19 protein-coding genes are annotated in these 23,538 nt (G+C 60.3%); 13 read left to right on the plus strand and 6 right to left on the minus strand.

Annotated features, from left to right (window positions below; genetic code table 11):
- The first annotated feature begins 22 nt into the window (after positions 1–22).
- Both ACR0KJ_RS00620 and ACR0KJ_RS00625 read left to right on the plus strand, forming a co-directional pair.
- Positions 23–802: a gamma-glutamyl-gamma-aminobutyrate hydrolase family protein gene (locus ACR0KJ_RS00620; protein ID WP_480625729.1), complete on the plus strand. Its 780-nt coding sequence runs from the start codon at positions 23–25 to the stop codon at positions 800–802.
- A gap of 152 nt (positions 803–954) precedes the next feature.
- Complete coding sequence (locus tag ACR0KJ_RS00625; protein WP_480625730.1) at positions 955–2,574, plus strand: autotransporter outer membrane beta-barrel domain-containing protein; 1,620 nt, start codon at positions 955–957, stop codon at positions 2,572–2,574.
- Between the two features lie 56 nt (positions 2,575–2,630).
- Here the strand turns inward: ACR0KJ_RS00625 and ACR0KJ_RS00630 are convergent, their stop codons facing one another.
- A complete protein-coding gene (locus tag ACR0KJ_RS00630; protein ID WP_480625731.1) occupies positions 2,631–4,871 on the minus strand; it encodes a xanthine dehydrogenase family protein molybdopterin-binding subunit in 2,241 nt (746 codons plus the stop codon).
- A gap of 3 nt (positions 4,872–4,874) precedes the next feature.
- Entirely contained in the window at positions 4,875–5,339 is a 465-nt protein-coding gene (locus ACR0KJ_RS00635) for a (2Fe-2S)-binding protein (protein WP_170452014.1), read from the minus strand.
- 99 nt (positions 5,340–5,438) lie between these two features.
- Here ACR0KJ_RS00635 and ACR0KJ_RS00640 point away from each other — a divergent pair, with 99 nt between their 5' ends.
- Positions 5,439–6,017 (plus strand): TetR/AcrR family transcriptional regulator, encoded by a 579-nt coding sequence (locus ACR0KJ_RS00640; RefSeq protein ID WP_170523459.1) that lies wholly within the window; start codon positions 5,439–5,441, stop codon positions 6,015–6,017.
- Here ACR0KJ_RS00640 and kynU read toward each other — a convergent pair.
- Positions 6,010–7,203 (minus strand): kynureninase, encoded by a 1,194-nt coding sequence (kynU, locus tag ACR0KJ_RS00645; protein WP_480625732.1) that lies wholly within the window; start codon positions 7,201–7,203, stop codon positions 6,010–6,012. The two genes, ACR0KJ_RS00640 and kynU, sit on opposite strands and share 8 nt — an antisense overlap.
- A 172-nt stretch (positions 7,204–7,375) precedes the next feature.
- Between kynU and ACR0KJ_RS00650 the strand changes: the two genes are divergently transcribed.
- The 6 genes from ACR0KJ_RS00650 to ACR0KJ_RS00675 all read left to right on the plus strand — a co-directional run bounded on the left by ACR0KJ_RS00650 (position 7,376) and on the right by ACR0KJ_RS00675 (position 14,096).
- Positions 7,376–7,825 carry a methyltransferase family protein gene (locus tag ACR0KJ_RS00650; protein WP_170452009.1) on the plus strand — a complete coding sequence of 150 codons (450 nt, stop codon included), beginning with the start codon at positions 7,376–7,378 and terminating at the stop codon, positions 7,823–7,825.
- Positions 7,826–7,950: 125 nt separating this feature from the next.
- On the plus strand, positions 7,951–9,522 hold the full coding sequence (locus ACR0KJ_RS00655; RefSeq protein WP_170452007.1) for a Re/Si-specific NAD(P)(+) transhydrogenase subunit alpha: 1,572 nt from the start codon (positions 7,951–7,953) through the stop codon (positions 9,520–9,522).
- A 13-nt stretch (positions 9,523–9,535) separates the two neighbouring features.
- A complete protein-coding gene (locus tag ACR0KJ_RS00660) occupies positions 9,536–10,990 on the plus strand; it encodes an NAD(P)(+) transhydrogenase (Re/Si-specific) subunit beta (protein WP_170452005.1) in 1,455 nt (484 codons plus the stop codon).
- A gap of 159 nt (positions 10,991–11,149) precedes the next feature.
- Positions 11,150–11,506: a VOC family protein gene (locus ACR0KJ_RS00665; protein ID WP_170452003.1), complete on the plus strand. Its 357-nt coding sequence runs from the start codon at positions 11,150–11,152 to the stop codon at positions 11,504–11,506.
- 107 nt (positions 11,507–11,613) lie between these two features.
- Positions 11,614–12,891 carry a DUF3422 family protein gene (locus tag ACR0KJ_RS00670; protein ID WP_480625733.1) on the plus strand — a complete coding sequence of 426 codons (1,278 nt, stop codon included), beginning with the start codon at positions 11,614–11,616 and terminating at the stop codon, positions 12,889–12,891.
- Positions 12,892–12,959: 68 nt separating this feature from the next.
- A complete protein-coding gene (locus ACR0KJ_RS00675) occupies positions 12,960–14,096 on the plus strand; it encodes an MFS transporter (RefSeq protein WP_170523484.1) in 1,137 nt (378 codons plus the stop codon).
- A 6-nt stretch (positions 14,097–14,102) separates the two neighbouring features.
- Here the strand turns inward: ACR0KJ_RS00675 and ACR0KJ_RS00680 are convergent, their stop codons facing one another.
- The 3 genes from ACR0KJ_RS00680 to ACR0KJ_RS00690 all read right to left on the minus strand — a co-directional run bounded on the left by ACR0KJ_RS00680 (position 14,103) and on the right by ACR0KJ_RS00690 (position 17,884).
- Positions 14,103–15,083: an ABC transporter permease gene (locus tag ACR0KJ_RS00680; RefSeq protein WP_170451997.1), complete on the minus strand. Its 981-nt coding sequence runs from the start codon at positions 15,081–15,083 to the stop codon at positions 14,103–14,105.
- Entirely contained in the window at positions 15,076–16,083 is a 1,008-nt protein-coding gene (locus ACR0KJ_RS00685) for an ABC transporter permease (protein ID WP_170523487.1), read from the minus strand. The genes ACR0KJ_RS00680 and ACR0KJ_RS00685 overlap by 8 nt, the downstream gene beginning before the upstream one ends.
- Positions 16,084–16,177: 94 nt before the next feature.
- Positions 16,178–17,884 carry a peptide ABC transporter substrate-binding protein gene (locus ACR0KJ_RS00690; RefSeq protein ID WP_170451993.1) on the minus strand — a complete coding sequence of 569 codons (1,707 nt, stop codon included), beginning with the start codon at positions 17,882–17,884 and terminating at the stop codon, positions 16,178–16,180.
- Between the two features lie 285 nt (positions 17,885–18,169).
- Between ACR0KJ_RS00690 and ACR0KJ_RS00695 the strand changes: the two genes are divergently transcribed.
- Genes ACR0KJ_RS00695 through ACR0KJ_RS00710 form a run of 4 tightly spaced genes read left to right on the plus strand, consistent with a single transcriptional unit; the run spans position 18,170 to position 23,527 of the window.
- Positions 18,170–19,990, plus strand: coding sequence for an ABC transporter ATP-binding protein (locus tag ACR0KJ_RS00695; RefSeq protein ID WP_170451991.1), 1,821 nt, complete (start codon positions 18,170–18,172; stop codon positions 19,988–19,990).
- Between the two features lie 5 nt (positions 19,991–19,995).
- Complete coding sequence (gene argE, locus ACR0KJ_RS00700) at positions 19,996–21,162, plus strand: acetylornithine deacetylase (protein ID WP_170451989.1); 1,167 nt, start codon at positions 19,996–19,998, stop codon at positions 21,160–21,162.
- A 20-nt stretch (positions 21,163–21,182) separates the two neighbouring features.
- Entirely contained in the window at positions 21,183–22,349 is a 1,167-nt protein-coding gene (locus ACR0KJ_RS00705) for a M20 aminoacylase family protein (protein ID WP_480625734.1), read from the plus strand.
- Between the two features lie 14 nt (positions 22,350–22,363).
- Complete coding sequence (locus ACR0KJ_RS00710; protein ID WP_480625735.1) at positions 22,364–23,527, plus strand: M20 aminoacylase family protein; 1,164 nt, start codon at positions 22,364–22,366, stop codon at positions 23,525–23,527.
- Positions 23,528–23,538: the final 11 nt, after the last annotated feature.

The raw sequence follows: 23,538 nt of genomic DNA on the forward strand, positions 1-23,538 counted from the left end.
GTGCAACAGCAAGGACATTGGAATGGCGCGGCCCGTCGTAGGCATCATTGGCAACTCTTACCTGATGAATGATCAATACCCGACCCATGCGGGCGGGACGATGAATTCGGATGCGGTGGCCAATGTCTCGGACTGTTTGCCACTGCTGATCCCGGCGGATCCGCGGTTTGTCTCGGTCGATGAGCTGCTTGAGACCTGCGACGGGTTTCTGCTGACCGGTGGTCGCCCCAATGTGCACCCCGAGGAATATGGCGAGCCTGCAACCGATGCCCATGGCGATTTCGACCGGGCGCGGGATGCGATCACCTTGCCGCTGGTGCGCGCCTGTGTGGAGCGTGGTCAGCCTTTCTTGGGCATTTGCCGCGGGTTTCAGGAGGTCAACGTGGCCATGGGCGGTACGCTGTACCCCGAGATCCGGGACTTGCCGGGCCGGATGAACCACCGGATGCCGCCGGACGGTACGCTGGAGGAGAAATTCGCCTTGCGCCATGTGGTGACGCTGACCGAAGGTGGCGTTTTCCACGACCTGTTTGGTGCTTCCGAGGTGATGACCAATACGTTGCACGGGCAGGGGATCAAGACCGTCGGCCAGCGGGTTGTGATCGATGGTCACGCGCCGGATGGCACGCCAGAGGCGATGTATATCAAAGATGCGCCGGGCTTTACGCTGTCGGTACAGTGGCATCCGGAATGGGATGCGGTCAACGACCCGGTATCCCGCCCATTGTTCGAAGCCTTTGGGGCGGCTGTGCATTTGTGGAGTTGCGGCCGCAAAACAGGTGCCTTTCAGAAATCGGCCTGATACGTATCGGGCGTTTGCACATCCGCCACATTCTCAAATTTAGATTTTATTGTAGTCAATTTGGCTTGTCTGGCCGTGTTTGCGTTTGAGAGGCTTGAGCCATCGTGCTTTGCCTTGGGCCTTTTGCCCGAAACGCAACTTTGGGGCCTGATATGCGACGACCTTTAAAGCGGATGCGGCGGTACTCTGGTCTTTTTATGGCCGCGTGTTTTGCGACTTTTGGTATTGCCGCTGATGTAGCGGCGCAGCAATGCGGTTCTTTGGGTGAGTTACTTTATATCGGTCGCACCCCGAACTCGGCGTCATCCGTTTGGCTATCAGCGACCGGGCAAGGGAATTTCCGTCTTGAAGCCGCACAGCGCAACACAACGGTCGATACATGGAGCAGGTCACGCAATGGCGTTCATCTGAGTTTTTCACCTTTTGTGTCGAACGGAAACGGCGGCGTGCATCGGCTGTTCGAGGTAGGCGGAGCCCCAAACGGTCGCGATTGTTTGATCGACACCCAAAACCAACAAAGAAATTGGAGCTTGCCCGGTGGTGGCGGTAGCTCTGGTGGCAGCAACGGCGGGTCCGGTGGAGGGAACGGTAGCGGCGGTTCCGGTGGCAGCAGTGGTGGAACCGGTGGCGGCAGTGGAGGCTTCGGTGGCGGAAGCAGCGGTGGCGGCTTTGGCGGCGGAAGCGGCGGCTTTGGCGGCGGCAGTAGCAGCGGCGGCACCGGCAGCAGCAGCGGCGGCGGCACCGGCAGCAGCGGCGGAACGGGTGGTTTCGCGGGGAGTTCTGGCGGGTCTGGCGGGTTTCCCGGAGGTGGGTCGACAGCGGTCGTTGTGCCGCGTACACAGCCCGGCTCGTCTGGTGGTGGAACCGGCGTTGCCCGAGCGGAATGTGTAAACGCGGCGACAGGCAAGCTGGATCCCGCGCTATGTGACCCTCAAGTTGTTCCTATTGTTGCCGGGCCGCCATTGACGGAAGGCCGGGATCTTGCGCCGCCATCGCCATGGAACGTCTGGACGGATTTCTCCTATACGGAAATTGAGGATACGCGCGGCGCCAATGAGGTTGATGTCAATGACAGGTATTTCGCTGCTGGAATCGATCGGCTGGTACGAGAAGATCTGGTGATTGGCTTTCAGGTCGAGATGGAAAGTATTGATGTCGAAGGTTTTGAGGGTCAGTTCACTCAGGACACCCAAGGATTCGCGGCCGGTCCCTATTTCGCCTGGCGCATGTCAGACCGATGGGTTCTCAATGGCGTGGCAACGTTCGGCGAGTTTTCAACAGATGTCGGTGTGCTTGAGCTGAGCGGCGACTTTGACCGCACGCGCTGGCGCGCCAATTTGGAAGCTATTGGCCAATACGAGGCCGGGCGGTACCTGATCAGACCGTCTATCGCCTTTGACTACTACAATTACAGCGCCGAAGAGTACGACCTGACCGGCACGGTTCTGGGCCAGCCTACCAACATAATCGGCGAGGTTGCCAAAGTCAGATACAGTGCCCTAACGCCGGAGTTGGAGGTGAGCAGGCCGTTTGTCACGTCGCGGTCCGTTGTATCTCCGTTTGCGTCGCTCAGCGCAACCTACTGGTTCGAGCGGGACGAAATTGGGGTCAGCTCAACATCGCAGTCAGATGTGACATGGGCTACGCGTATCGGTGTACGGGGAAGAGCCAGCGAGGCTGTTTTCCTGGAAGCGACACTGGGGTATCTGGGTCTGTTCGAGGATGATTTGGATGCGACCGAGGCATCCATCTTCCTGTCGGTCAATTTCTGACTGTGTCGAGGGCAGATTGATCCCCGGCCCTGTACGGACAGGACCGGGGTGTTCGCTCAGATCAGCAGATTGAACTGCTTCATCAACGGCAGGGTGCGGGCGCGTTCGCCGGTCAGGTCGAACAGTGCGTTGCCTAGTGCTGGCATTGAAGGCGGCGTGCCGGGCTCGCCCGCGCCGCCCATATGACGGTTGGTTTCCAGCACGCGCACCTCGACCTGCGGGGCTGTGTGCATGCGGATCGCGTCGTAGTCGGGGAAGTTGTACTGCTCGACCTCGCCTTCGGCAAAGGTGATCTCGCCGTAACAGGCCGCCGACAGGCCATACATCATGCCGCCAAACAACTGGGCCTTGACGTTTTCCGGGTCCAGCGCCAGCCCCATGTCGCAGGCGATCCACGCTTTGTTGATGCGGATGGTGCCGTCTTCGTCGACCACTTCGATGACCTGAGCCACAGGTGTTCCGAAGCTGTACGTAAAGGCCACGCCGCGCCCGACGCCGTTGGGTGTTTGACCCGTCCAGCCGGACATTTCTTTCACTGCTTCCAGGCAACCGGCCGAGGGTGCATGTTCGCCCTTCATCAACTCCAGCCGGAATTCCAGCGGATCGCGGCCAGCGGCGTGGGCCAGTTCGTCCATGAAGGTTTCATGAAAAAACCCGTTGTGGCTGTTCCCGACCGAGCGCCAGAAGCCAACGGGGACATTCAGATCGGCGATATGGCCGCTCATGCGATAGTTCGGAACGGCGTAGGGCTGGTTAAAGAACCCTTCGACCAGCACCTTGTCCGGACCCGCGCCGGGAAGGCCGGTGTAGCGCCCGACCGCCTGCTGCGTGCAGGATTGTGCCGCCACTTGACCGTCGATCAGAACTGCCTTGCCGTCCTGAACCGCGCCCCGCATCCGGGCGATGGCGCCGGGGCGGAAATAGTCGTGGCGCATGTCTTCTTCGCGGCTCCAGGTGGTTTGCACCGGGGTTCCGGGCATGGCCATGGCAACCTTGGTGGCGATCTCGCCAAAGTCCAGCTCTCCGCGCCGACCGAATCCGCCGCCCAGATAGGTGGTGTGAATCTGCACCTGCTCGGTCTCTAGTCCGGCGGTGTTGGCGACGCGGAACTGGATCAGGGTCGGGGCCTGATTGCCGCACCACAGCTCCAGCGCGTCTCCGGTGTAAAGCGCAGTGGCGTTCATCGGCTCCATCGTCGCGTGGGCGAGGTAGGGCAGCTGGTATTCCGCCGTGATCTCGGTTGCGCCTTCGGGCGTGACGCTGACATCGCCGTCGTCGCGCATGGTCGAGTTCGGCGAGTCGTCAAAGGCTTCGGCGATCTTGGCGAAGATACCATCGGTGTCGGGCGGATAGGGCGCGTCGCCCCAGTCGACCTCGATGGCCTCGACCGCCTGATTGGCGAGCCAGGTGTTGTTGGCAATGACCGCAACGCCGGTGCCCAGATCGACGATCTGTTCGACGCCGGGCATGGATTTTGCGGTGCTGTCATCAAAGCCGTTCATCGCTCCGCCCAGTTTGGGGTTCATACGAACGGCGGCGAATTTCATGCCGGGCAGGCGCACATCGACGCCGAATTCAGCGGTGCCGGTGGCCTTTTCCACCATATCCAGACGCGGCTGGGTCTGACCAAGATAGCGCCATTCGGACGGATCGCGCAGGGGCACCTCGACCGGCTCCAATCCGGCGGCGTCCATCGCAAGCTCGGTATATGCGATCTTGTCGCCATTGGGGGCGATCGCATGGCCCGAGGCGGTTTGCAGTTGCGAGGGGTCAACGCCCAACCGGTCCGCCGCAGCCCGTTTCAGCGTCTCCCGCGCCGATGCCCCGGCCTGACGCATTCGTTCGAACCCGTCCTTCATCGAGGTCGAACCGCCGGTGACCTGCAGGCTGAGTGTTCTGCCCAGAACGCCCAGAGCCTCGCCCAGATTGTGCTGGAAATTCGAGATATCGTAGCCCTTGTTGGGCAGACCTTCACCAATCAGGGCCGAGTTGTAATAGGCCGCCGCTGCAGGGCCATGCAGAACGGTGATCTGGTCCAGATCGACGTCCAACTCCTCGGCAATCAACGCGGCCCAGGTGGTTTGCACGCCCTGTCCCATCTCGGCGCGGGGGGCAAACAGCGTCACGCCGTTCTGGTCGATCAGGATGAACGGGTTCAGCGCGGCCTCGCCGTCGCCGGGTTTCAGCGGGTTGGCGGCGGGCCGGGTGACGTAATAGGCCCCAAAGGCCACGCCGCCAACAATAGCGGCAGACCCGATCAGGAAGGTGCGGCGCAGGATTTTTCCAACTTTGCCCATAACTTACGCCTCCTTCAACTTGCCAGCAGCGTCGTGGATCGCTGCGCGGATGCGGGGGTAGGTGCCACAGCGGCACAGGTTGCCCTGCATCGCCTCGTCAATGTCAGTGTCCGTGGGCGAGGGGTTTTCGGCCAGCAAAGCCGCCGCCTGCATGATCTGTCCGGACTGGCAATAGCCGCATTGCGCCACCTGATGGTCAACCCAAGCCTGCTGGATCGCCGACATCGCCGCGGGGCTGCCGACGCCTTCGATCGTGGTCACATCGCCCCAGACATCCGACAGGGCGACCTGACAGGATCGAACAGCCTCGCCATCGATATGAACCGTGCAGGCCCCGCAGGCAGCGACGCCGCAGCCGAATTTGGTGCCGGTCAATCCGACCTCGTCCCGCAAAACCCAAAGCAGGGGGACGTCATCAGGCAGGTCAACCTGATGCGCTGTTCCGTTGATTTTCAGGGTGGTCGCCATGGCACACCTCTCGCTCGCTGTGGCAGTTTTTGACATAATTGGTGAAAAGTGTCAGTGTGTCAATTGACAAAATAGACGAAAACTGTCAGAGCTTCGGAAATGAAAGATTCAAGTGAAGACAAGCGGCAAAAGGCCATCCTGGACTCGGCGTTTCAGGCGTTTTCCAGCTATGGCTTCCGCAAGACCTCGATGGACGACATAGCGCGCGGCGCTGGAATGTCCCGTCCTGCTGTCTATCTGCACTATAAGAACAAAGAGGCGATCGTTCGCGAGCTGACGCAACTGCATTACGCAGAAAAGATTGCCGCCGTGGCCGAGGCTCTGGCGGGCGAAGGATCGGTTTCGGACGTCCTTGCGTCAGCGGTCAGGGCACAAATGGATGGTATGGCGGCTATTCTGGCCTCGCCCCATGGGGTTGAAATGCTGGATACGACCAAATCCATGTCGACCGACATAGTCGAACAGGGTGAGGCCGATCTGACCGATCTTTTCGCCGCGTGGCTGACCAGGATGCAAGCCGAAGGCCGTGCGCAAATCTTCGCCGCGCCGCATGAGACGGCCACGACCATTACAGCAAGCCTGAAGGGCATCAAGCTGACCTCATCCAGTGCTCAGGATTTTGAACAGCGCATTGCCCAGTTGGCGGCGTTGATCGGGGCCGGGTTGGAGGTCAGGTAACCCGCTGGCGGATCTTGTATTCGGGCCGGTCCCAAAGCCGGTTGCTCATGATATCCGCCAGTATTTCGACGGCCCAATCCACATCCCCTTCATCGATGTAAAGCGGTGTGAACCCAAAGCGCATGATGTCCGGGGCCCGGAAATCTCCGATCACGCCACGGGCAATAAGCGCCTGCATCGCGGCATAACCGTCAGAGAACCGGAATGAGATCTGGCTGCCGCGCTGGGCCGGATCACGGGGACTGGCAAGTTCCAGATCAGGGCAGGTGGCCTCGACGCGGGTAATAAAGCGCTGGGTCAGTTCAATGGACTTGGTGCGAACATCCGCCATCTCGGCCATGTCCCAGATGTCCATCGCTGCCGACAGGGCGGTCATCTGAATAACCGGCGGGGTCCCGACCCGCATCCGTTCGATCCCGGCACCGGGGCGATAATCCAGATCAAAGGCGAACGGGGCCTCGTGCCCCAACCAGCCGGACAAGGCCGGGCGCACCTGGTCTGAAAGGCGCGGTGCGACGTAGATAAAGGCGGGCGCACCCGGTCCGCCGTTGAGATATTTATAGGTGCAACCCACGGCGAAATCGGCATTGCACCCGGCCAGATCCACCGGGATCGCACCTGCCGAATGCGCCAGATCCCAAACCGTCACCACGCCTTTGGCATGGGCCTGTTCTGTCAGCGCCTTCATGTCATGCATCCGCCCGGTGCGGTAATCGACCTCGGTCAGCATCAGAACGGCGATCTCATCCGTGATCGCTTCGGCCACCTGTTCAGGGTCAACCACGCGCAGTTCGTAGTCCGCGCCGAGCGATCGCAACAGCCCGTCGGCCATATACAGATCGGACGGGAAGTTGCCATTGTCCGACAGCACAACCCGGCGGTCCGGGTTCAGTTCCAAAGCCGAGGCAACGGCCTGATAAACCTTGATCGACAACGTGTCGCCGACAACAACGCTGCCCGGTTCGGCCCCGACCAGCCGCCCGATCCGGTCGCCCAGACCTACCGGCATCCCCATCCAACCGGCCTTGTTCCAGCCCGTGATCAGCATCTGGCCCCATTCGTCGGACATCATGGCCTGAACCCGGCCCGCCGCCCCTTTGGGAACAGGCCCCAAAGAGTTCCCGTCCAGATATACCATGCCATCGGGCAGCGTGAACATGGCCTTGGTTGCGGCGAAATCAGTCATGGCAGCTCACTTTTTCGTTTCAAAGTCGCGGGTTACCTTGGGCGTAAACGATCCCCGCCGCCCTGTCCATTGATGCGACATACTGGGGTTTTGCTATTTTGGCCTGAAAACGATAGGACAGCGCCCAGAAACGACACGTGCCCTTACGTGGCGTCAATCTTCGAGGATTGCAATGCGCTGGATCGATGTTCCCCCTGTTTGGCTTGCGGGTTTTGTCCTGTTGGCCTGGCTGCAGGCGCGGTTCCTCAGCTTTGGTCTGTCGCTTGACGGGGGGCTGACCGATCTGATCAGCGGAGTGCTGATCGGCGGCGGCATCCTTCTGGCGGTCCTGGCCGTTGTCGAGTTTCGGCGGCATCAGACCACCGTCATCCCCCATGGAACACCCAGCGCGATGGTGCAGTCCGGCATCTACAAGCGCAGCCGCAACCCGATCTATCTGGGCGACGTTCTTATTTTGGCAGGGCTGATCCTGCGGTTCGACGCGGTCGTGTCGCTTGCCCTTGTCCCGATCTTTGTCTGGGTGTTGGAGCGGCGCTTCATTCTGCCCGAAGAAGACCGGCTGCGCCGCACCTTTCGCGCCGATTTCGCCCGCTACGAACGCAAGACACGGCGCTGGGTTTAGGAGGGGGCGGCAATGACACAACGTAACAAATGCTGCGCTTGCGAAACAAAATTGCGCGAGATACACGTTTTCTTAACAATCAATACCGAGGACCTGCTCGGCCTTGGAACCACGGGAGATTGCCAGTGAAAATAGGCACACCAAGAGAGATATATGAGGGTGAGAATCGGGTTGCGATGACGCCTGAGTCTGCGGTTCAGTTGCAGAAGCTGGGGTATGCGTGCCTGATTGAGACGGGTGCGGGGGCTGCGGCCGGGTTTTCGGATGCGGTTTATGAGGCGGCGGGTGTTGAGGTTGTGAAGACCGCGGCGGCGCTGTGGAAAGAGGCTGACATTGTTGCCAAGGTGCGCCAGCCGAATGCGACGGAACTCAAGCGTCTGACCAAGGGCAAGACCCTGATTTCCTTCTTCAATCCTGCCGGGAACGAAGAAGGCATGGAGCTGGCCAAATCCAAGGGCGCGAATGTGATCGCGATGGAGATGGTGCCTCGGATCAGCCGCGCGCAGAAGATGGACGCGCTGTCCTCGATGGCCAATATCGCCGGTTATCGTGCGGTCATTGAGGCGGGCAACAACTTTGGCCGGTTCTTCACCGGTCAGGTGACGGCGGCGGGTAAGGTGCCGCCTGCCAAGGTGCTGATCGTGGGGGCCGGTGTGGCCGGTCTGGCGGCGATCGGGACCTCGACCTCGCTGGGTGCGATCACCTATGCGTTCGACGTGCGCCCCGAAGTGGCCGAGCAGGTCGAATCGATGGGCGCCGAGTTCGTCTATCTGGATTTTGAGGAACAGCAGCAGGATGGCGCGGCCACCGGCGGCTATGCCAGCGTTCAGTCGGAAGAATTCCGCAACGCGCAGCTGGCCAAGTTCCGTGAGTTGGCGCCAGAAATGGATATCGTCATCACCACGGCGCTGATCCCGAACCGCGAAGCGCCTGAGCTTTGGACCAAGGACATGGTCGAAAGCATGAAGCCGGGCTCGGTCATCGTTGACCTTGCGGCGGAAAAGGGCGGCAACTGCAAGCTGACCGTGGCGGATGAGAAGATCGTGACCGACAATGGCGTGACCATCATCGGCTATACCGACTTCCCCAGTCGGATGGCGGCGCAGTCCTCGTCGCTTTATGCGACGAACATCCGTCACATGATGACTGACCTGACGCCTGAAAAGGACGGCCAGATCAATCACAACATGGAAGATGACGTGATCCGCGGCGCGACCGTGACCCATGAGGGCGAGATCACCTTCCCGCCGCCACCGCCGAAAGTGCAGGCGATTGCGGCGCAGAAGAAACCCGAGGTCAAGGAACTGACCCCGGAAGAGAAAAAGGCGCAGGAAATTGCGGCCTTCAAAGCGCAGACCAAACAGCAGTTCACCCTGCTGGGGGTCGGCGGCGCGCTGATGCTGCTGGTGGGGCTGATCGCCCCGGCCAGCTTCATGCAGCACTTCATTGTCTTTGTGCTGGCCATCTTCGTGGGCTTCCAGGTGATCTGGGGCGTCGCGCACAGCCTGCACACACCGCTGATGGCGATCACCAACGCGATCTCGTCGATCATCATCGTTGGGGCGTTGATGCAGATCGGATCGGGGTCGTTCCTGGTCATTCTGCTGGCGGCGCTGTCCGTCTTCATGGCCGGGATCAACATCTTCGGCGGCTTCCTCGTAACCCGGCGCATGCTCGCCATGTTCCAGAAATCTTAAGGAGGCCGGGCACATGGAATTTGGCTTCACCACTGCCGCCTATGTTGTTGCAGCTGTTCTGTTCATCCTTTCGCTCGGCGGTCTGTCGAACCAGGAAAGCGCCAAGCGCGCGGTCTGGTATGGCATCGTCGGTATGGCGCTGGCGGTCTTTGCCACGCTGGTTGGCCCCGGTTCGGGTCTGTGGCTGCTGTCGCTGCTGCTGATCGCGGGCGGTGGTCTGATCGGTCAATATGTGGCGCAGCGCGTCCAGATGACCGAGATGCCGCAGCTGGTGGCCGCGATGCACTCGCTGGTGGGTCTGGCGGCTGTGTTTGTGGGCTTCAACGCGCATTTTGAGATCGGCAACGTGGCGCAGGTCATGGCGATTGCCGACAGCGCGTCTCAGGCGGATCTGAGCGATCTGGGCGCGTTTGCCAAGCTGATCGCCAAGAAAACCTCGGCCGAGCTGGCGATCCTGCATGTCGAGCTGTTCCTGGGCATCTTCATCGGTGCGATCACCTTTACCGGGTCGGTCGTGGCCTATGGCAAGCTGGCGGGCAAGGTGACCTCGGCGGCGACCAAGCTGCCCGGCGGTCATGCGCTGAATGCGGCGGCTGCTGGTCTGTCGCTGATCTGTCTGGTCTGGTACACTATGTCGGGCGGTCTGCTGCCGCTGATCCTGATGACACTGGCGGCGCTGTTCATCGGTTATCACCTGATCATGGGCATCGGCGGGGCCGACATGCCGGTGGTTGTGTCGATGCTGAACAGCTACTCGGGCTGGGCGGCTGCGGCGATCGGCTTCTCGCTGGGCAACGACCTGCTGATCGTTGTTGGTGCGCTGGTGGGCTCGTCCGGTGCGATCCTGTCCTACATCATGTGCAAGGCGATGAACCGTCACTTTGTCAGCGTGATCCTGGGCGGCTTTGGTGGCCCGCAGGGCGAGCAGATGGCCGTTGAAGGCGAACAAGTGGCGATTGACGCCGATGGCGTGGCCGCCGCGCTGAACGAGGCCGACAGCGTGATCATCATCCCCGGTTACGGCATGGCCGTGGCGCAGGCGCAGCAATCGGTTTCCGAGCTGGTCCGCAAGCTGCGCGCCAAGGGCAAAGAGGTGCGCTTTGCGATCCACCCGGTCGCGGGCCGTCTGCCGGGCCACATGAACGTGCTGCTGGCCGAGGCCAAGGTGCCCTATGACATCGTGCTGGAGATGGACGAGATCAACGATGACTTCCCGGATACGGATGTGGCCATTGTCATCGGCTCGAACGACATCGTGAACCCTGCGGCACAGGAAGACCCCAACAGCCCCATCGCCGGAATGCCGGTTCTGGAATGCTGGAAGGCCAAGCAGGTGTTTGTCTCGAAACGCGGTCAGGGCACCGGGTACTCGGGCATCGAAAACCCGCTGTTCTTCAAGGAAAACACCCGCATGTTCTACGGCGACGCCAAACAGTCGCTGGACAAACTGCTGCCTATGATCGACTGATCAAACGGGTCGTAATCCAAACGCAAAGGGCGCCAATGGGCGCCCTTTTTTGCGTTTGAATGGGGGCTTTGCCCCCAAAACCCCAGGATATTTGTGGCCAGATGAAGCGGGCGGAATGTGGTAATCTGGGTCGGAACCAAACTATGCAGGAGGTCGGAGATGGAAAAGGTGAATGGTATCGGTGGCGTGTTCTTCCGCGCGCGCGACCCAAAAGCGCTGAGCGCCTGGTACGAGACACATCTGGGCGTCAACCACTATGACCCTGCCCCCTGGAAGCAGCGCGAAGGCTACACGGTATTTGCTCCGTTTGCTGAGGACACCGAGTATTTCGGCAGGGCCGTGCAGCAATGGATGATCAACTTTCGGGTCGATGATCTTGCAGCCCTGACTGAACAACTTCAGGCGGCGGGGATCGCTGTGGAAACCAACCCGGACTGGGACAGCGAGGTGGGCAAGTTCGCCCGAATTCACGACCCTGAAGGCAATCCGATTGAACTGTGGCAACCAAATCAATGAGATAGCGGATTTGTATGCCGTTGCATTCATGTAAGTATATGAAATAAAAAGAGAATTGATGTATTCTCTGGATCGCATATAGTCCGTGGCACGGTACGGAGCGATCTATGACACCCATTCAGGACCACCCATTGCGCTATGCGCTGGCCAATGAGCTGCATGCGCGGCCCTTTCCGGTTGCTCAGGTGCCCTGCACGGTTGCCTTCCTTGCGATCAAAATGCCGGTTGATGCAGCCGGTCGGGACAAGAGCGACGATATCGCTCATCTGACGGATCTTCTGGATCGTCACGGGGCACCGCATCCGCAACCCGCAGCAACGCATTATGCGGGCCAGATCGGTCGCCATTGGTTGAAATGGGAACAGCACACCGAGTTTGTCACCTACACGGCCATTACGCCGAACGTGAGCGACCGGGCGTTCAATCCCGCCGATTTTGAGGTCTTTCCGCCTGATTGGCTGATGTCCAGCCCGGGCCAAAGGGTGACCTCGATTCTGATGCGCGTCGTACCGCGCCCGGATGACGCGCAGATCAGGGCGCAACTGCTGGACTGGTTCGAACCCGAGAGTCTGGCCGTTGCCGGTGTTCTGGATGGCGCGGCCATTTGCGCCAGTGATTTTCGCATCGATCCGGCCGGGCATATGCGCTTTGCCCTGTTTGTCTCGGACGGAACCGGCAACAGGCGCACCGGGCGGGTCATCCAGCGCCTGTGCGAAATCGAGACCTACAAGGCCATGTCGATGCTTGGCTTTGCGCGGGTTAAAACCCTGATGCCGCGCATTGGTGAGTTGGACAAACGGTTGTCCGAGCTGATGGTCGAGATGACCGACGGCGGCAAACATCCCGACGATCTGCTGCCCGATCTTCTGACAACTTCAACCGAGTTGGAGACCTTGTCGGCCCGCTGTGCCTTTCGCTTTGGGGCCACCGGTGCCTATGAAGCCATCGTAAACCAGCGCATCGAGGTGTTGCGGGAAGAACGGTTTCAGGGTGGGCAGAGCTTTGCGGACTTCATGATGCGCCGATACGATCCGGCCATTCGAACCGTAAAATCCACCGAAAAGCGGCTGCAGACCTTGTCGGACAGGGCAATTCGGGCGGGTGATCTTCTGCGAACGCGGGTGGATGTAGAGCGCAGCGCGCAGAATCAGGCATTGCTGGAAAGCATGGATCGCCGCGCTGATCTGGCCCTGCGTTTGCAGCACACGGTCGAGGGGCTGTCGGTTGTTGCGATCAGCTATTATGCGGTCTCTCTGGTCAGTTACCTGTTGTACCCGCTGACGTCCGCGGGGTTGAGCAAGGGCACATTGACCGCGCTGATAACCTTGCCTGTCATTCTGGCAGTGTGGTTCGCGGTGCGCCGTATTCGCAAGCGGTTGGAGTGAACGACGCTTGCGCGAGCCCTTAGGCTTTGTAGTAGTGGCCGGGCAGAAAAGCCAATCGGAGCGTTCAAATGATCAGTGTTGTTTCGGCATGGCGGGCTGTGACCGCGATGTTCATTCTGAACGGTGCTCTGTTTGGCATTTGGGCGTCCCGTATTCCTGCCGTCCGTGACCATCTGCAACTCAGCCACGAAGACTTGGGCTATGGTCTGCTGTTCATGGCGGCGGGGGCAGTGTGTTCCTTTCCCATCACCGGGCGGCTGACCGACCGGTTCGGGGCGGTCGCGATCACTCGGATCATAGCCGTTCTTTATACCGGGTCCCTGATCCTGTTGGCGATGGCGGACAGTTTCACCATGTTGGCCGCCTTTCTGTTTCTGTTTGGAGCCTTCCACGGGTCGATGGACGTGGCCATGAATGCCTGGGCGGCTGAGGTCGAGCAGGCCTTTGACAAACCGCTCATGTCCTCATTCCACGCGATGTGGAGCCTTGGGGCAGGGCTGGGGGCCATCAGCGGATATGCCGCGGTTCAGTTGCAGATGAACGTGTTGCAGCACTTTCTTGCCGCAGGTGCTGTCGTCGTGGCTTTGGCCTTGGCGCTGTCCTGGGTGCAGTGGACGTCTCGCCGGGCAGAACAATCGCATGGCGCGGTTTTTGCCTTCCCGTCCGGCGTGTTGATCCTTGTTGGCTTCACGGCGCTGTGCGGCGCGCTAGGGGAAGGCGCAGTCGCCGATTGGAGCGCCTTGTTCCTGCGCGATGTCACCGGAGCGGCTGAGAGCGTTGCGGCGTTGGGCTATGCGGTCTTCTCGGTCGCGATGGTGGTGTGCAGGCTGGCCGGAGGCTTTCTTATTGCGCGGGTCGGGCCGGTTGCGGCGGCGCGCGGCGGTGGCGTCTTTGCGGCGGTGGGTGTGTTCTGCGTGGTCTCGGCAGGGGCCGCGCCTTTGGCGCTGGTGGGATTCACTTTGATGGGTGTGGGCTATGCGGTGATCATGCCATTGGCGTTCAGCCGGGCGGCCAATGATCCGCAGATACCGCCGGGGCAGGCCATCGCCAGTGTTGCTACGCTTGGTTATGGGGGGCTGTTGATCGGGCCGCCGCTGATCGGGTTTCTGGCCGAGTTGCTGACGCTGCGGATGGCGTTTGCCGTATTGCTGCCGCTTGCCGTTCTGATCGTGGTGTGTGCCGGCGCGCTAAGGCGCGCCGACTGAGTTCGCTTAACGCCCGCGAATACGCGGATCCAGCGCGTCGCGCAGACCGTCGCCCAGATAGTTGACGCTGAGCACGGTGAGCGAGATCGCCAGACCGGGCCAGAACACACGTTCGGGGTATTGCTGCAGATAGTCGACACCGTCGAACAGCAGACGACCCCAGGTCGGGAAGTCCGGTGGGAAACCCAGCCCAAGGAAGGACAACGCGCTTTCGGTGATGATCGCCGTGGCAATCCCCAAAGTGGCCGAAACCATGATCGGGGACAGCACGTTCGGCAGGATATGCCGCGTGATGATCTGCGTGTTGCTGGTGCCGATAGAACGCGCGGCCAGAACGAATTCACGTTCCTTGATCGCCAACACGTCGCCCCGCACGATCCGTGCGGTGGGCATCCACGAGGTGATGCCGATTGCGCAGACAATCAGGATAAAGATCCCACGCTCCAGCCCGAAGGCCGCCGACAAGGGCTCGCGAAACAGCAGCATCATGACCAGCAGCAGGGGCAGCAGGGGCAGGGCCAGGAACAGATCGGTCAGGCGCATCAGCGGCCCGTCGAGCCGCTTGAAGAACCCGGCGACCACGCCGATGAACGAGCCCAGGAACAGCGCCAGCAACATCGCGGTGATACCCACCGAGACCGAGGTCTGCCCGCCGGACATCATCCGCGCCAGAATATCACGGCCCAGTTGGTCAGTGCCAAACGGGTGCGCCCAGCTTGGCCCCTGATTGCGCGCCCGGATGTCGATCTGCGTCGGATCGATGGTCCAGACATAGGGGCCAAGATACACGGCAGCGACGATGAAGATGAACAGCATCGCCCCGATCATCGCGCCCTTGTGGGTCTTGAACTGATCCCACACGTCGCGCCACTGACTGCGCGGCGGGGTGGTCAGGTCGTCCATCACGCCTGCAGTTGGCAGGGCGGTAGACGCGGGTGCAATGCCTTCATCCGGGACCAGCGTATCGGTACGATCATGATCAGTCATAACGAATCCTCGGGTCCAGAATGCCGTAGAGCACGTCTGCGATCAGGTTGAACAGAACGATCAGCACGGCAAAGATGAAGGTCAGGGTCTGCACCATCGGCAGGTCGTTGGCCTGAATGGCCCCGATCAGCAATTGGCCGATGCCGTTCACCTTGAACACCTGCTCGGTGATGATGGCGCCGCCGAAGATGGCCGGAATACCCAGCGCGATCACGGTGACCACGGGGATCATCGAGTTGCGCAGGACATGCACCATTACGACCGTATATTCACTGAGGCCCTTGGCACGGGCGGTGCGGACGTAATCCTGATTGAGGTTGTCCAGCATTGACGCACGCATGAAGCGGCTAAGCTGTGCCGTGATCTGTAGTGCCAGAACCATGACGGGCATGATCATCTGTTTCAGCTGCAGCATGAAGCTGTCCCAACTGTTGACCACAAGAGTTGTGTCATAGATCGACGGGAACCAGCCCAGTTGCACCGAAAAGATCACGATCACCAGAACGCCCGAGAAAAACGGCGGGACCGAGAAGCCGACCATCGACACGAACGTGCCCATCTGGTCGAACCAGGAATACTGGCGATAAGCGGAATAGATGCCGATGGGCAGGGCGATCAGGATGGCGACCACATAGGCGGTGCCGACAACCCACAGGGTCTGCGGGATGCGCTGTACGACGATGTCCATGACGGGCGAGCGGGTCTGCCACGAAATCACTCGCAGATCACCTTCCGAGAAGGTGGTGCCGAACATATGGTCGACCAGCACCTGCGGTTCGATCCAGAAGAACTGCACGATCCATTTCCAGAACCTGATATGCATCGGCTGGCCCAGGCCAAGCGCCTCGCGCATCTTCTCTTTGACTTCGGGGGGAACGGTGAGCGGAACCTGTGCCATCGGGTCGCCGGGTGCGAGTTCGAGGAGCAGGAAGATGACGAGGCTGATGAACAGCAGCGTGGGAACGGCCAGAACCAGTCGTCTGATGGTAAAGTTGAGCATTAAGAGGCGCCTTTATATGCGTCTTCTTGTTGGGATGGTGTGCAAATGACCGCGCCCCGATACGGGTCGGGGCGCGGCTTTGCAAGATTAACGCTTAGGAACCGGTCTTGCGGTACCAGTCCGCAATGTTCCACAGCTCGCTGTCCCAAACGTTCAGGACAACACCACCCAGCGTGTTTGCGTGCGCCGACAGACGACCACGGTGCACCAGCGGGATCATGCCGCCGTTCTGAACCATGATATCGTTCAGCTGCTTCGCGATCTCGGCACGAGCCTCCAGACCGGCGGTTTCGGCCAGCTGACCATGCAGCTTGTCGAACTCTTCGTTGCAGAAGCGGCTGATGTTCTCACCCTGCCACTGCGTGTCCGGACGCGGAGCTTTGTCGCACAGGCCGTTGCCCAGATAGGACTGCGGGTCGGTGCCGTTGAAGGTGTTGGCGTACATTTCAACGTCGGCGTAGAACTTCTGGAACGTGTCGGGCGAACCCGGATCACCACCGAAGAAGACCGATGCGTTGATGTTGCGCAGTTCGGTTTCAACACCGATCTGGCTCCACCATTCCTTGATCAGCGCCTGGAAGTCCTGACGGACGGCGTTGGTCGAGGTCTGATAGACGATTTTCAGCGGAACGCCGTCTTTTTCACGAACGCCATCGCCGTCGCTGTCCACGATACCGGCATCATCCAGCAGCTTCTTCGCGCCTTCAATGTCCTGCGTGTCGCAGCTCATCGAGGTCGAATTGAACGCAGCGGGGGCCGGAACCCAGTTACAGGTCACTTTACCCGCCTGACCGTAGCCGATCTCAACCAGCAGCGGCCGGTCGATTGCCATGGACAGCGCCTTGTAGACGGCCGGGTCCTGCAGGAACGGGTGCGGATGCGCAGCCGTCGAACGCTCACCTTCGGGCAGGTCGGGTGACGGGTTGGTCTGGTTCAGCATGATACGCTCGACCAGCGGGCCAAAGCCTGCGACCGGGGTGCCCTTGCCGCCTTCTTGCATCTGCGCGATCACTTCGGGCGCAAGCTGCAGGTTCCAGGCATAATCGAACTCGCCGGTTTCCATGACCGCACGACCGGCAGCCGTTGCATCGCCGCCGCCCTTGAAGGTCACGGTCGCGAAGGCCGGTTTCGCCGGGTCACGATAGTTGTCATTGGCTGCGAATGTGATCACGTCGTTCGGCTTGAACTCGGTGACGACAAACGGGCCGGTTCCGATCGGGTTAAAGTTCTGGTCGGTGCATTCCGGGGCCTTCGCACCCAGGCAGTCTGCGAACTGAGCGGCCTGAATGATCGGGCTTTCACCGCCCACGAACGGGCCGTAAGGGAAGGGGGTCGGTTTGTCGAAAGTGACTTTGACGGTCAGATCATCCACCGCTTCGACCGAGGTGACGCCCTCGAACTTGGTGACCTGAGCACAACCGCCTTCCGGGTGCATGCAGTAGTCAGCAGTGAATTTCACGTCTGCCGAAGTGAACGGAGTGCCGTCCGACCAGGTGATTCCCGGTGCGATCTTCCATGTGATCGAGGTCAGATCCTCGCTGACACCACCATTTTCGACGGTCGGAATTTCCGATGCCAGGAAGGGCACCATGTTGCCGTCCTGGTCGTAGCGCGCCAGCGGTTCGATCACCAGCGAAGCTGATTCCACATCCTTGGTACCGCCCGACAGGAACGGGTTCAGGATCGAGGGTGCTTGCCAATAGATGATGCTTACATTGCCGTCCGAGCCGCGCTCGGCAAAGGCCATTGGGGCCATCGCCGTGCTTGCGATCGCACCAAGCAAAAGGGCTTTGATTTTCATCATACACTCCATGTTGGACACTTGCGTGTCTCGATTTTCTCCGCAAGGCCTGCGGATTAGGCGTTGCCGCAATGGGGGTAAGACGCTGATTTCATATCGCAAAATCAGTTCGCATTTTTGTGATGCCGTATTCTCCCCAACACGGTTACGCGAGGTATCGAAACAGAACTTTGGAAAAAAGCAAGGGTTGCCGTCGGGAAAAATTGCGACGGGTTTGACTTTTCCCGCCTCAGCGCCTTAGCGTCGGGCATTCGAACAAATCAGCCTGCCAAGGGGAGTGCGCACGTGCTGGACCAACCTATTGCCCAGATAAAAAAACTTCGGGTCGAGTTCCAAACCAAGGATGGCCCCGTGGTGGGCGTCGAGGATGTCTCGTTCGAGGTGAAGCCCGGCGAAACCGTTTGTATCGTTGGCGAATCCGGGTCCGGCAAGTCCGTTTCCTCGCTGTCTTTGATGCGGCTGGTCGAGTTTGGCGGCGGCGAAATCGCGGGCGGAGAATTGCTGTTTGATCGCCGCGACGGGGACGAAATGGACCTGTCCAAAGCCGATCAGGATCTGATGAAACAGATTCGCGGCAACGAGATCGGAATGATCTTTCAGGAGCCGATGACAGCCCTGAATCCGGTTTTCACCGTGGGCCGACAACTGACCGAAGGTCTGCGCATCCACAAGAATATGTCCAAGACTCAGGCCGAAGAACGCGCCCTTGAACTGCTGCGTCAGGTGAGGATTCCCGAGCCGGAACGCCGTTTGAAGCAATATCCGCATGAACTGTCCGGCGGAATGCGGCAGCGCGTTGTGATTGCGATGGCAATGGCGTGCGAGCCCCGGCTTTTGATCGCGGACGAGCCGACCACGGCGCTGGATGTGACCATTCAGGCCGAGATTCTGGCCCTGATGGACCGGTTGAAGCGGGAAACCGGCACGGCGGTGATGTTTATCACCCATGACATGGCTGTGGTGGCACAGATGGCCGACCGCGTGGTGGTTATGTTCCGTGGCAACAAGGTCGAGGAAGGCACCGTCAAGGAAATCTTCGAAAACCCGCAGCATGATTACACCAAGGCGCTGTTGGCTGCGGTGCCCAAGCTCGGGGAAATGCAGGGGAAATCCGCGCCCGAGCCGATGAAATTGCTGGGGGTAGAAGGCCAGACCATCGCCCCGATTCCCGGCACCGAAGAGGTTTTGCTGACGGTCAAAAACCTGACTACACGCTTCCCCGTCAAAGGCGGGTTGCTGCGCCGCACGATTTCGAACGTTCACGCGGTCGAGGATGTGTCCTTTACGTTGAATCGCGGTCAAACGCTAAGCCTTGTGGGCGAATCAGGCTGTGGTAAGTCCTCGGCCGGGCGGTCGATCCTGCGTCTGGTCGAGCCAATGGCGGGCGAGATCGATCTGGATGGCGTCGATATCATGAAGCTGGATCCCGGCGGCCTGCGCAAGGCGCGGCTGGACATGCAGATGATCTTTCAGGACCCGTTCGCCTCGCTGAACCCGCAGATGCAACTGGTTGATCAGGTGGCCGAACCGATGCGCAACTATGGCGTCGCGACCGGGTCGGAACTACAGGACCGCGTGGCGCAATTGTTCGACAAGGTACAACTGCCGCGCAGCTTCATGCGCCGCTTCCCGCACGAGATGTCGGGCGGACAGCGTCAGCGGATCGCGATTGCCCGCGCACTGGCCCTGAACCCCAAGCTGATCATCGCGGATGAGGCGGTCTCGGCGCTGGACGTGTCGGTGCAGGCGCAGGTTCTGAACCTGATGATGGAACTGCAATCCGAACTCAGCCTGTCATACCTGTTCATCAGCCACGACATGGCCGTGGTCGAGCGGGTCAGCCACCATGTCGGCGTTATGTATCTGGGCCGGATCGTCGAGCTTGGGCCGCGCGCGCGGGTGTTCGAGAACCCTCAGCACCCCTATACACAGGCGCTGATGAAGGCGGTTCCGATTGCCGATCCGAACCAGCGGAAATCGGAAAAAGACCTGAATTTCAAACCGATCCCGTCGCCAATTCATCCAATCGACTACACGCCTGAACCCTCGGTCTATCATGAGGTCGAACCGGGCCATTTCATCCTGACGACGGATAGCGGGTACTAAATTCCATGGCACAGCGCCTGACGCCGCTTGAGATCATGACCAAGCTGATCTCGTTCCCGACCGTAAGCCGTGACACCAACCTGCCGCTGGTTGATTGGGTCGAAAGCTATCTGCGGGAACATGGGATTGAACCGCATCGCTGGCCCGACCCGGACCAGCCGCACAAGGCGGCGGTATTTGCCCATGTCGGCCCGTGGGAAGAAGGCGCGGTAGTCCTGTCCGGCCACACGGATGTGGTGCCGGTGGACGGGCAACCGTGGGACACTGATCCCTTCACCGTTGTCGAAAAAGACGGCAAATATTTCGGGCGTGGCACCTGCGATATGAAGGGGTTTGATGCGCTGGCCATCTGGGCCTTGGTCGAAGGCCATTACGCAAACCTCCAACGCCCGCTGCAACTGGCGCTGAGTTTCGACGAAGAGATCGGCTGCACCGGCGCGCCGCCCATGATCAAGGCGATGCAGGGTGTTCTGCCCAAAGGCTCTGCCGTGATTGTGGGTGAGCCTTCGACAATGCAGGCGGTCACAGGGCACAAGGGCAGCTTTGGCTATGACACGCATATGGTGGGGTTCGAGGTCCACAGCTCGATCATGCACACCGGTGTCAATGCGATCATGCAGGCGGCGCCGCTGATCGATTGGGCAAATGATCAGAATGCACGTAATCAGGCGGCAAGGCCCAGCGATACCGCTGCGGTGTTCAACCCACCATGGTCGACCCTGCATGTGGGCATGATCGAAGGCGGTACGGCGCATAACATTACCGCCAAGGATTGCCGGTTCATGATGGACTTCCGCATTGTCCCGGACGAACGAAAAGCCGATTGGCGCGACGCGTATTTCCAGCAGGTGCGCGAGGTCGAGGCACGGATGCAGGCGGTCCACCCCGAGGCGCGGATCGACCTGTCCGAGAACTTCTCGATCCCCGGTCTGGTGCCGGAAGAGGATGGGGAGGCCGAGGCCCTGGTCCGCGCCCTGACCGGCGACAATGCCGGCCACGTGGTCAGCTATGGCACCGAGGCGGGTCAGTTTCAGGAAGCAGGCTATTCCGCTGTCATCTGCGGCCCCGGCGACATCGCGCAGGCGCATCAGCCGAACGAGTTTATCTCGGTCGCGCAGTTCGAAGCAGGCCACGCATTTATGAAACGGCTGCTGGAAAAGCTGACGGGCTAACCCGCCAAAGGAGGCACGACATGCCGGTGAAAAACAGACTTGCCGAGATGCATGGTGAAATCACCAAATGGCGTCGCCACCTGCATGCGCATCCCGAACTTATGTACGACGTCCACGAAACCGCAGCCTTTGTTGTTGAACGGTTGAAGGAATTTGGCGTCGATGAAATCACGCCCGGTATAGGCAAAACCGGCGTCGTGGCGGTGATCAAGGGCCGCACGGATACCAGGGGTCGCGTGATCGGGCTGCGCGCCGATATGGACGCCCTGCCGATCGAAGAAGCGACGGGGCTGGACTATGCCTCGACCGTTTCCGGCAAGATGCACGCCTGCGGGCATGACGGCCACACCTCGATGCTGTTGGGGGCTGCGCACTATCTGGCCGAGACGCGGAATTTCGATGGCACCGTGGTACTGATCTTTCAGCCTGCCGAAGAAGGCGGGGCCGGGGGCTTGGCCATGTGTCAGGACGGGCTGATGGACCGCTGGAACATTCAAGAGGTCTACGGGATGCACAACATGCCCGGCCTTCCGGTGGGCGAATTTGCCATCCGGCCCGGTGCTTTGCTGGCATCATCGGATGAGTTCGAAATCACCGTTACGGGCAAGGGCGGCCATGCAGCGGCCCCTCATGACGCGGTGGATACGACGCTTGTTGCGTCACATATTGTTGTGTCTTTGCAATCGGTTGTCTCGCGCACGGTGGACCCGATCAAATCGGTTGTTCTGACTGTCGGCACTTTTGAAACAGACAGTTCCGCGTCGAACGTGATTGCGCATACCGTCCGGCTGAAAGGCACCGTCAGAACGCTGGATCCGGAATATCGTACCATTGCCGAAGACCGCGTGCGCCGGATTGCCGAGGATACGGCCTCGGCCTTTGACGCATCGGCGCAGGTGAAGTGGAACCCCGGCTATCCGGTGACTGTGAATTCCGAGGCGGAAACCACCTATGCCGCAGAAGCCGCCGCAGCCGTTGCGGGTAAGGTGAATGACAGCACCGATCCCATCATGCCATCGGAAGATTTCGCCTACATGCTTGAAGAACGGCCCGGAGCCTACATCTTTGTTGGAAACGGGGACACGGCCATGTGCCACCACCCGGAATACAATTTCGATGACGACGCGATTCCCGCCGGCTGCAGCTGGTTTGTCGAGATTGTGGAACGACGATTGCCCATCGCCTGATAAGGGAGAATGACATGCCGATCAGAAACCGCCTTGCAGAACTGCACGATGAGGTTACCGGCTGGCGGCGCGACATTCACGAACACCCCGAGATCCTGTACGACACCCACCGCACCAGCGCCCTGGTGGCCAAAAAGCTGAAAGAGTTCGGCTGTGATGAGGTTGTCACAGGCATCGGCCGTACCGGCGTGGTCGGGATCATCCGGGGCAAGACAGATACACAGGGCCGTGCGATTGGGTTGCGGGCGGATATGGATGCGCTGCCCATGCAAGAACAGACCGGGCTGGATTATGCCTCGAAAACCGCCGACGCGATGCATGCCTGCGGCCATGATGGTCATACGGCGATGGTTCTGGGCGCTGCAAAGTACCTAGCCGAGACGCGCAATTTCGACGGCACGGCAGTTGTGATCTTTCAGCCTGCGGAAGAGGGCGGCAACGGGGCCGAGGCCATGTGTCAGGACGGTTTGATGGACCGGTTTGGCATTCAGGAAGTCTATGCGATGCATAACGTGCCGGGCCTGCCCACGGGCCAATTCGCCATCCGCTCGGGGCCATTGCTGGCGGCGGCGGACGAGTTCGACATCCATCTGGAAGGTCATGGCGGGCATGCGGCCAAACCGCAGGAAACGGTGGACACCACAGTGATGCTGTCTCAGTTAATCGTGGCCCTGCAAACGGTTGTGTCGCGCAATGCCGACCCGATCCAGCAGGGTGTGTTGTCTGTGACCTCGGTCGAGACGTCATCGAAGGCGTTCAACGTGATCCCGCAATCGGCCCGCCTTCGGGGCACGGTACGCACGCATTCCAACGAAATGCGCGAGATGATCGAAAAGCGGCTGAGCGAAGTTGCCACCGGCATCGCCGCCACGATGGGCGGCACCGCAAGCGTGACCTACAACAAAGGCGTTCCGGTCACGATCAACGCTGAAGAGCAAACCGGCTATGCAGAAGAAGCCGCGATTGCTGTTGGTGGAAGTTGCGGCGAGGCCCCAATGGTGATGGGGGGCGAGGATTTCTCATTCATGCTGGAAGAACGCCCCGGCGCTTTCATCATTCTGGGCAATGGCGACAGCGCCGGGCTGCACCACCCCGAATATAATTTCAACGACGAGATCATCCCAATCGGATGCTCGTGGTTTGCCGAAATGGTCGAGCGCCGGATGCCGGCGGCTTGAAGTAGGAGAGA

Source organism: Ruegeria sp. AD6, from assembly GCF_056542325.1.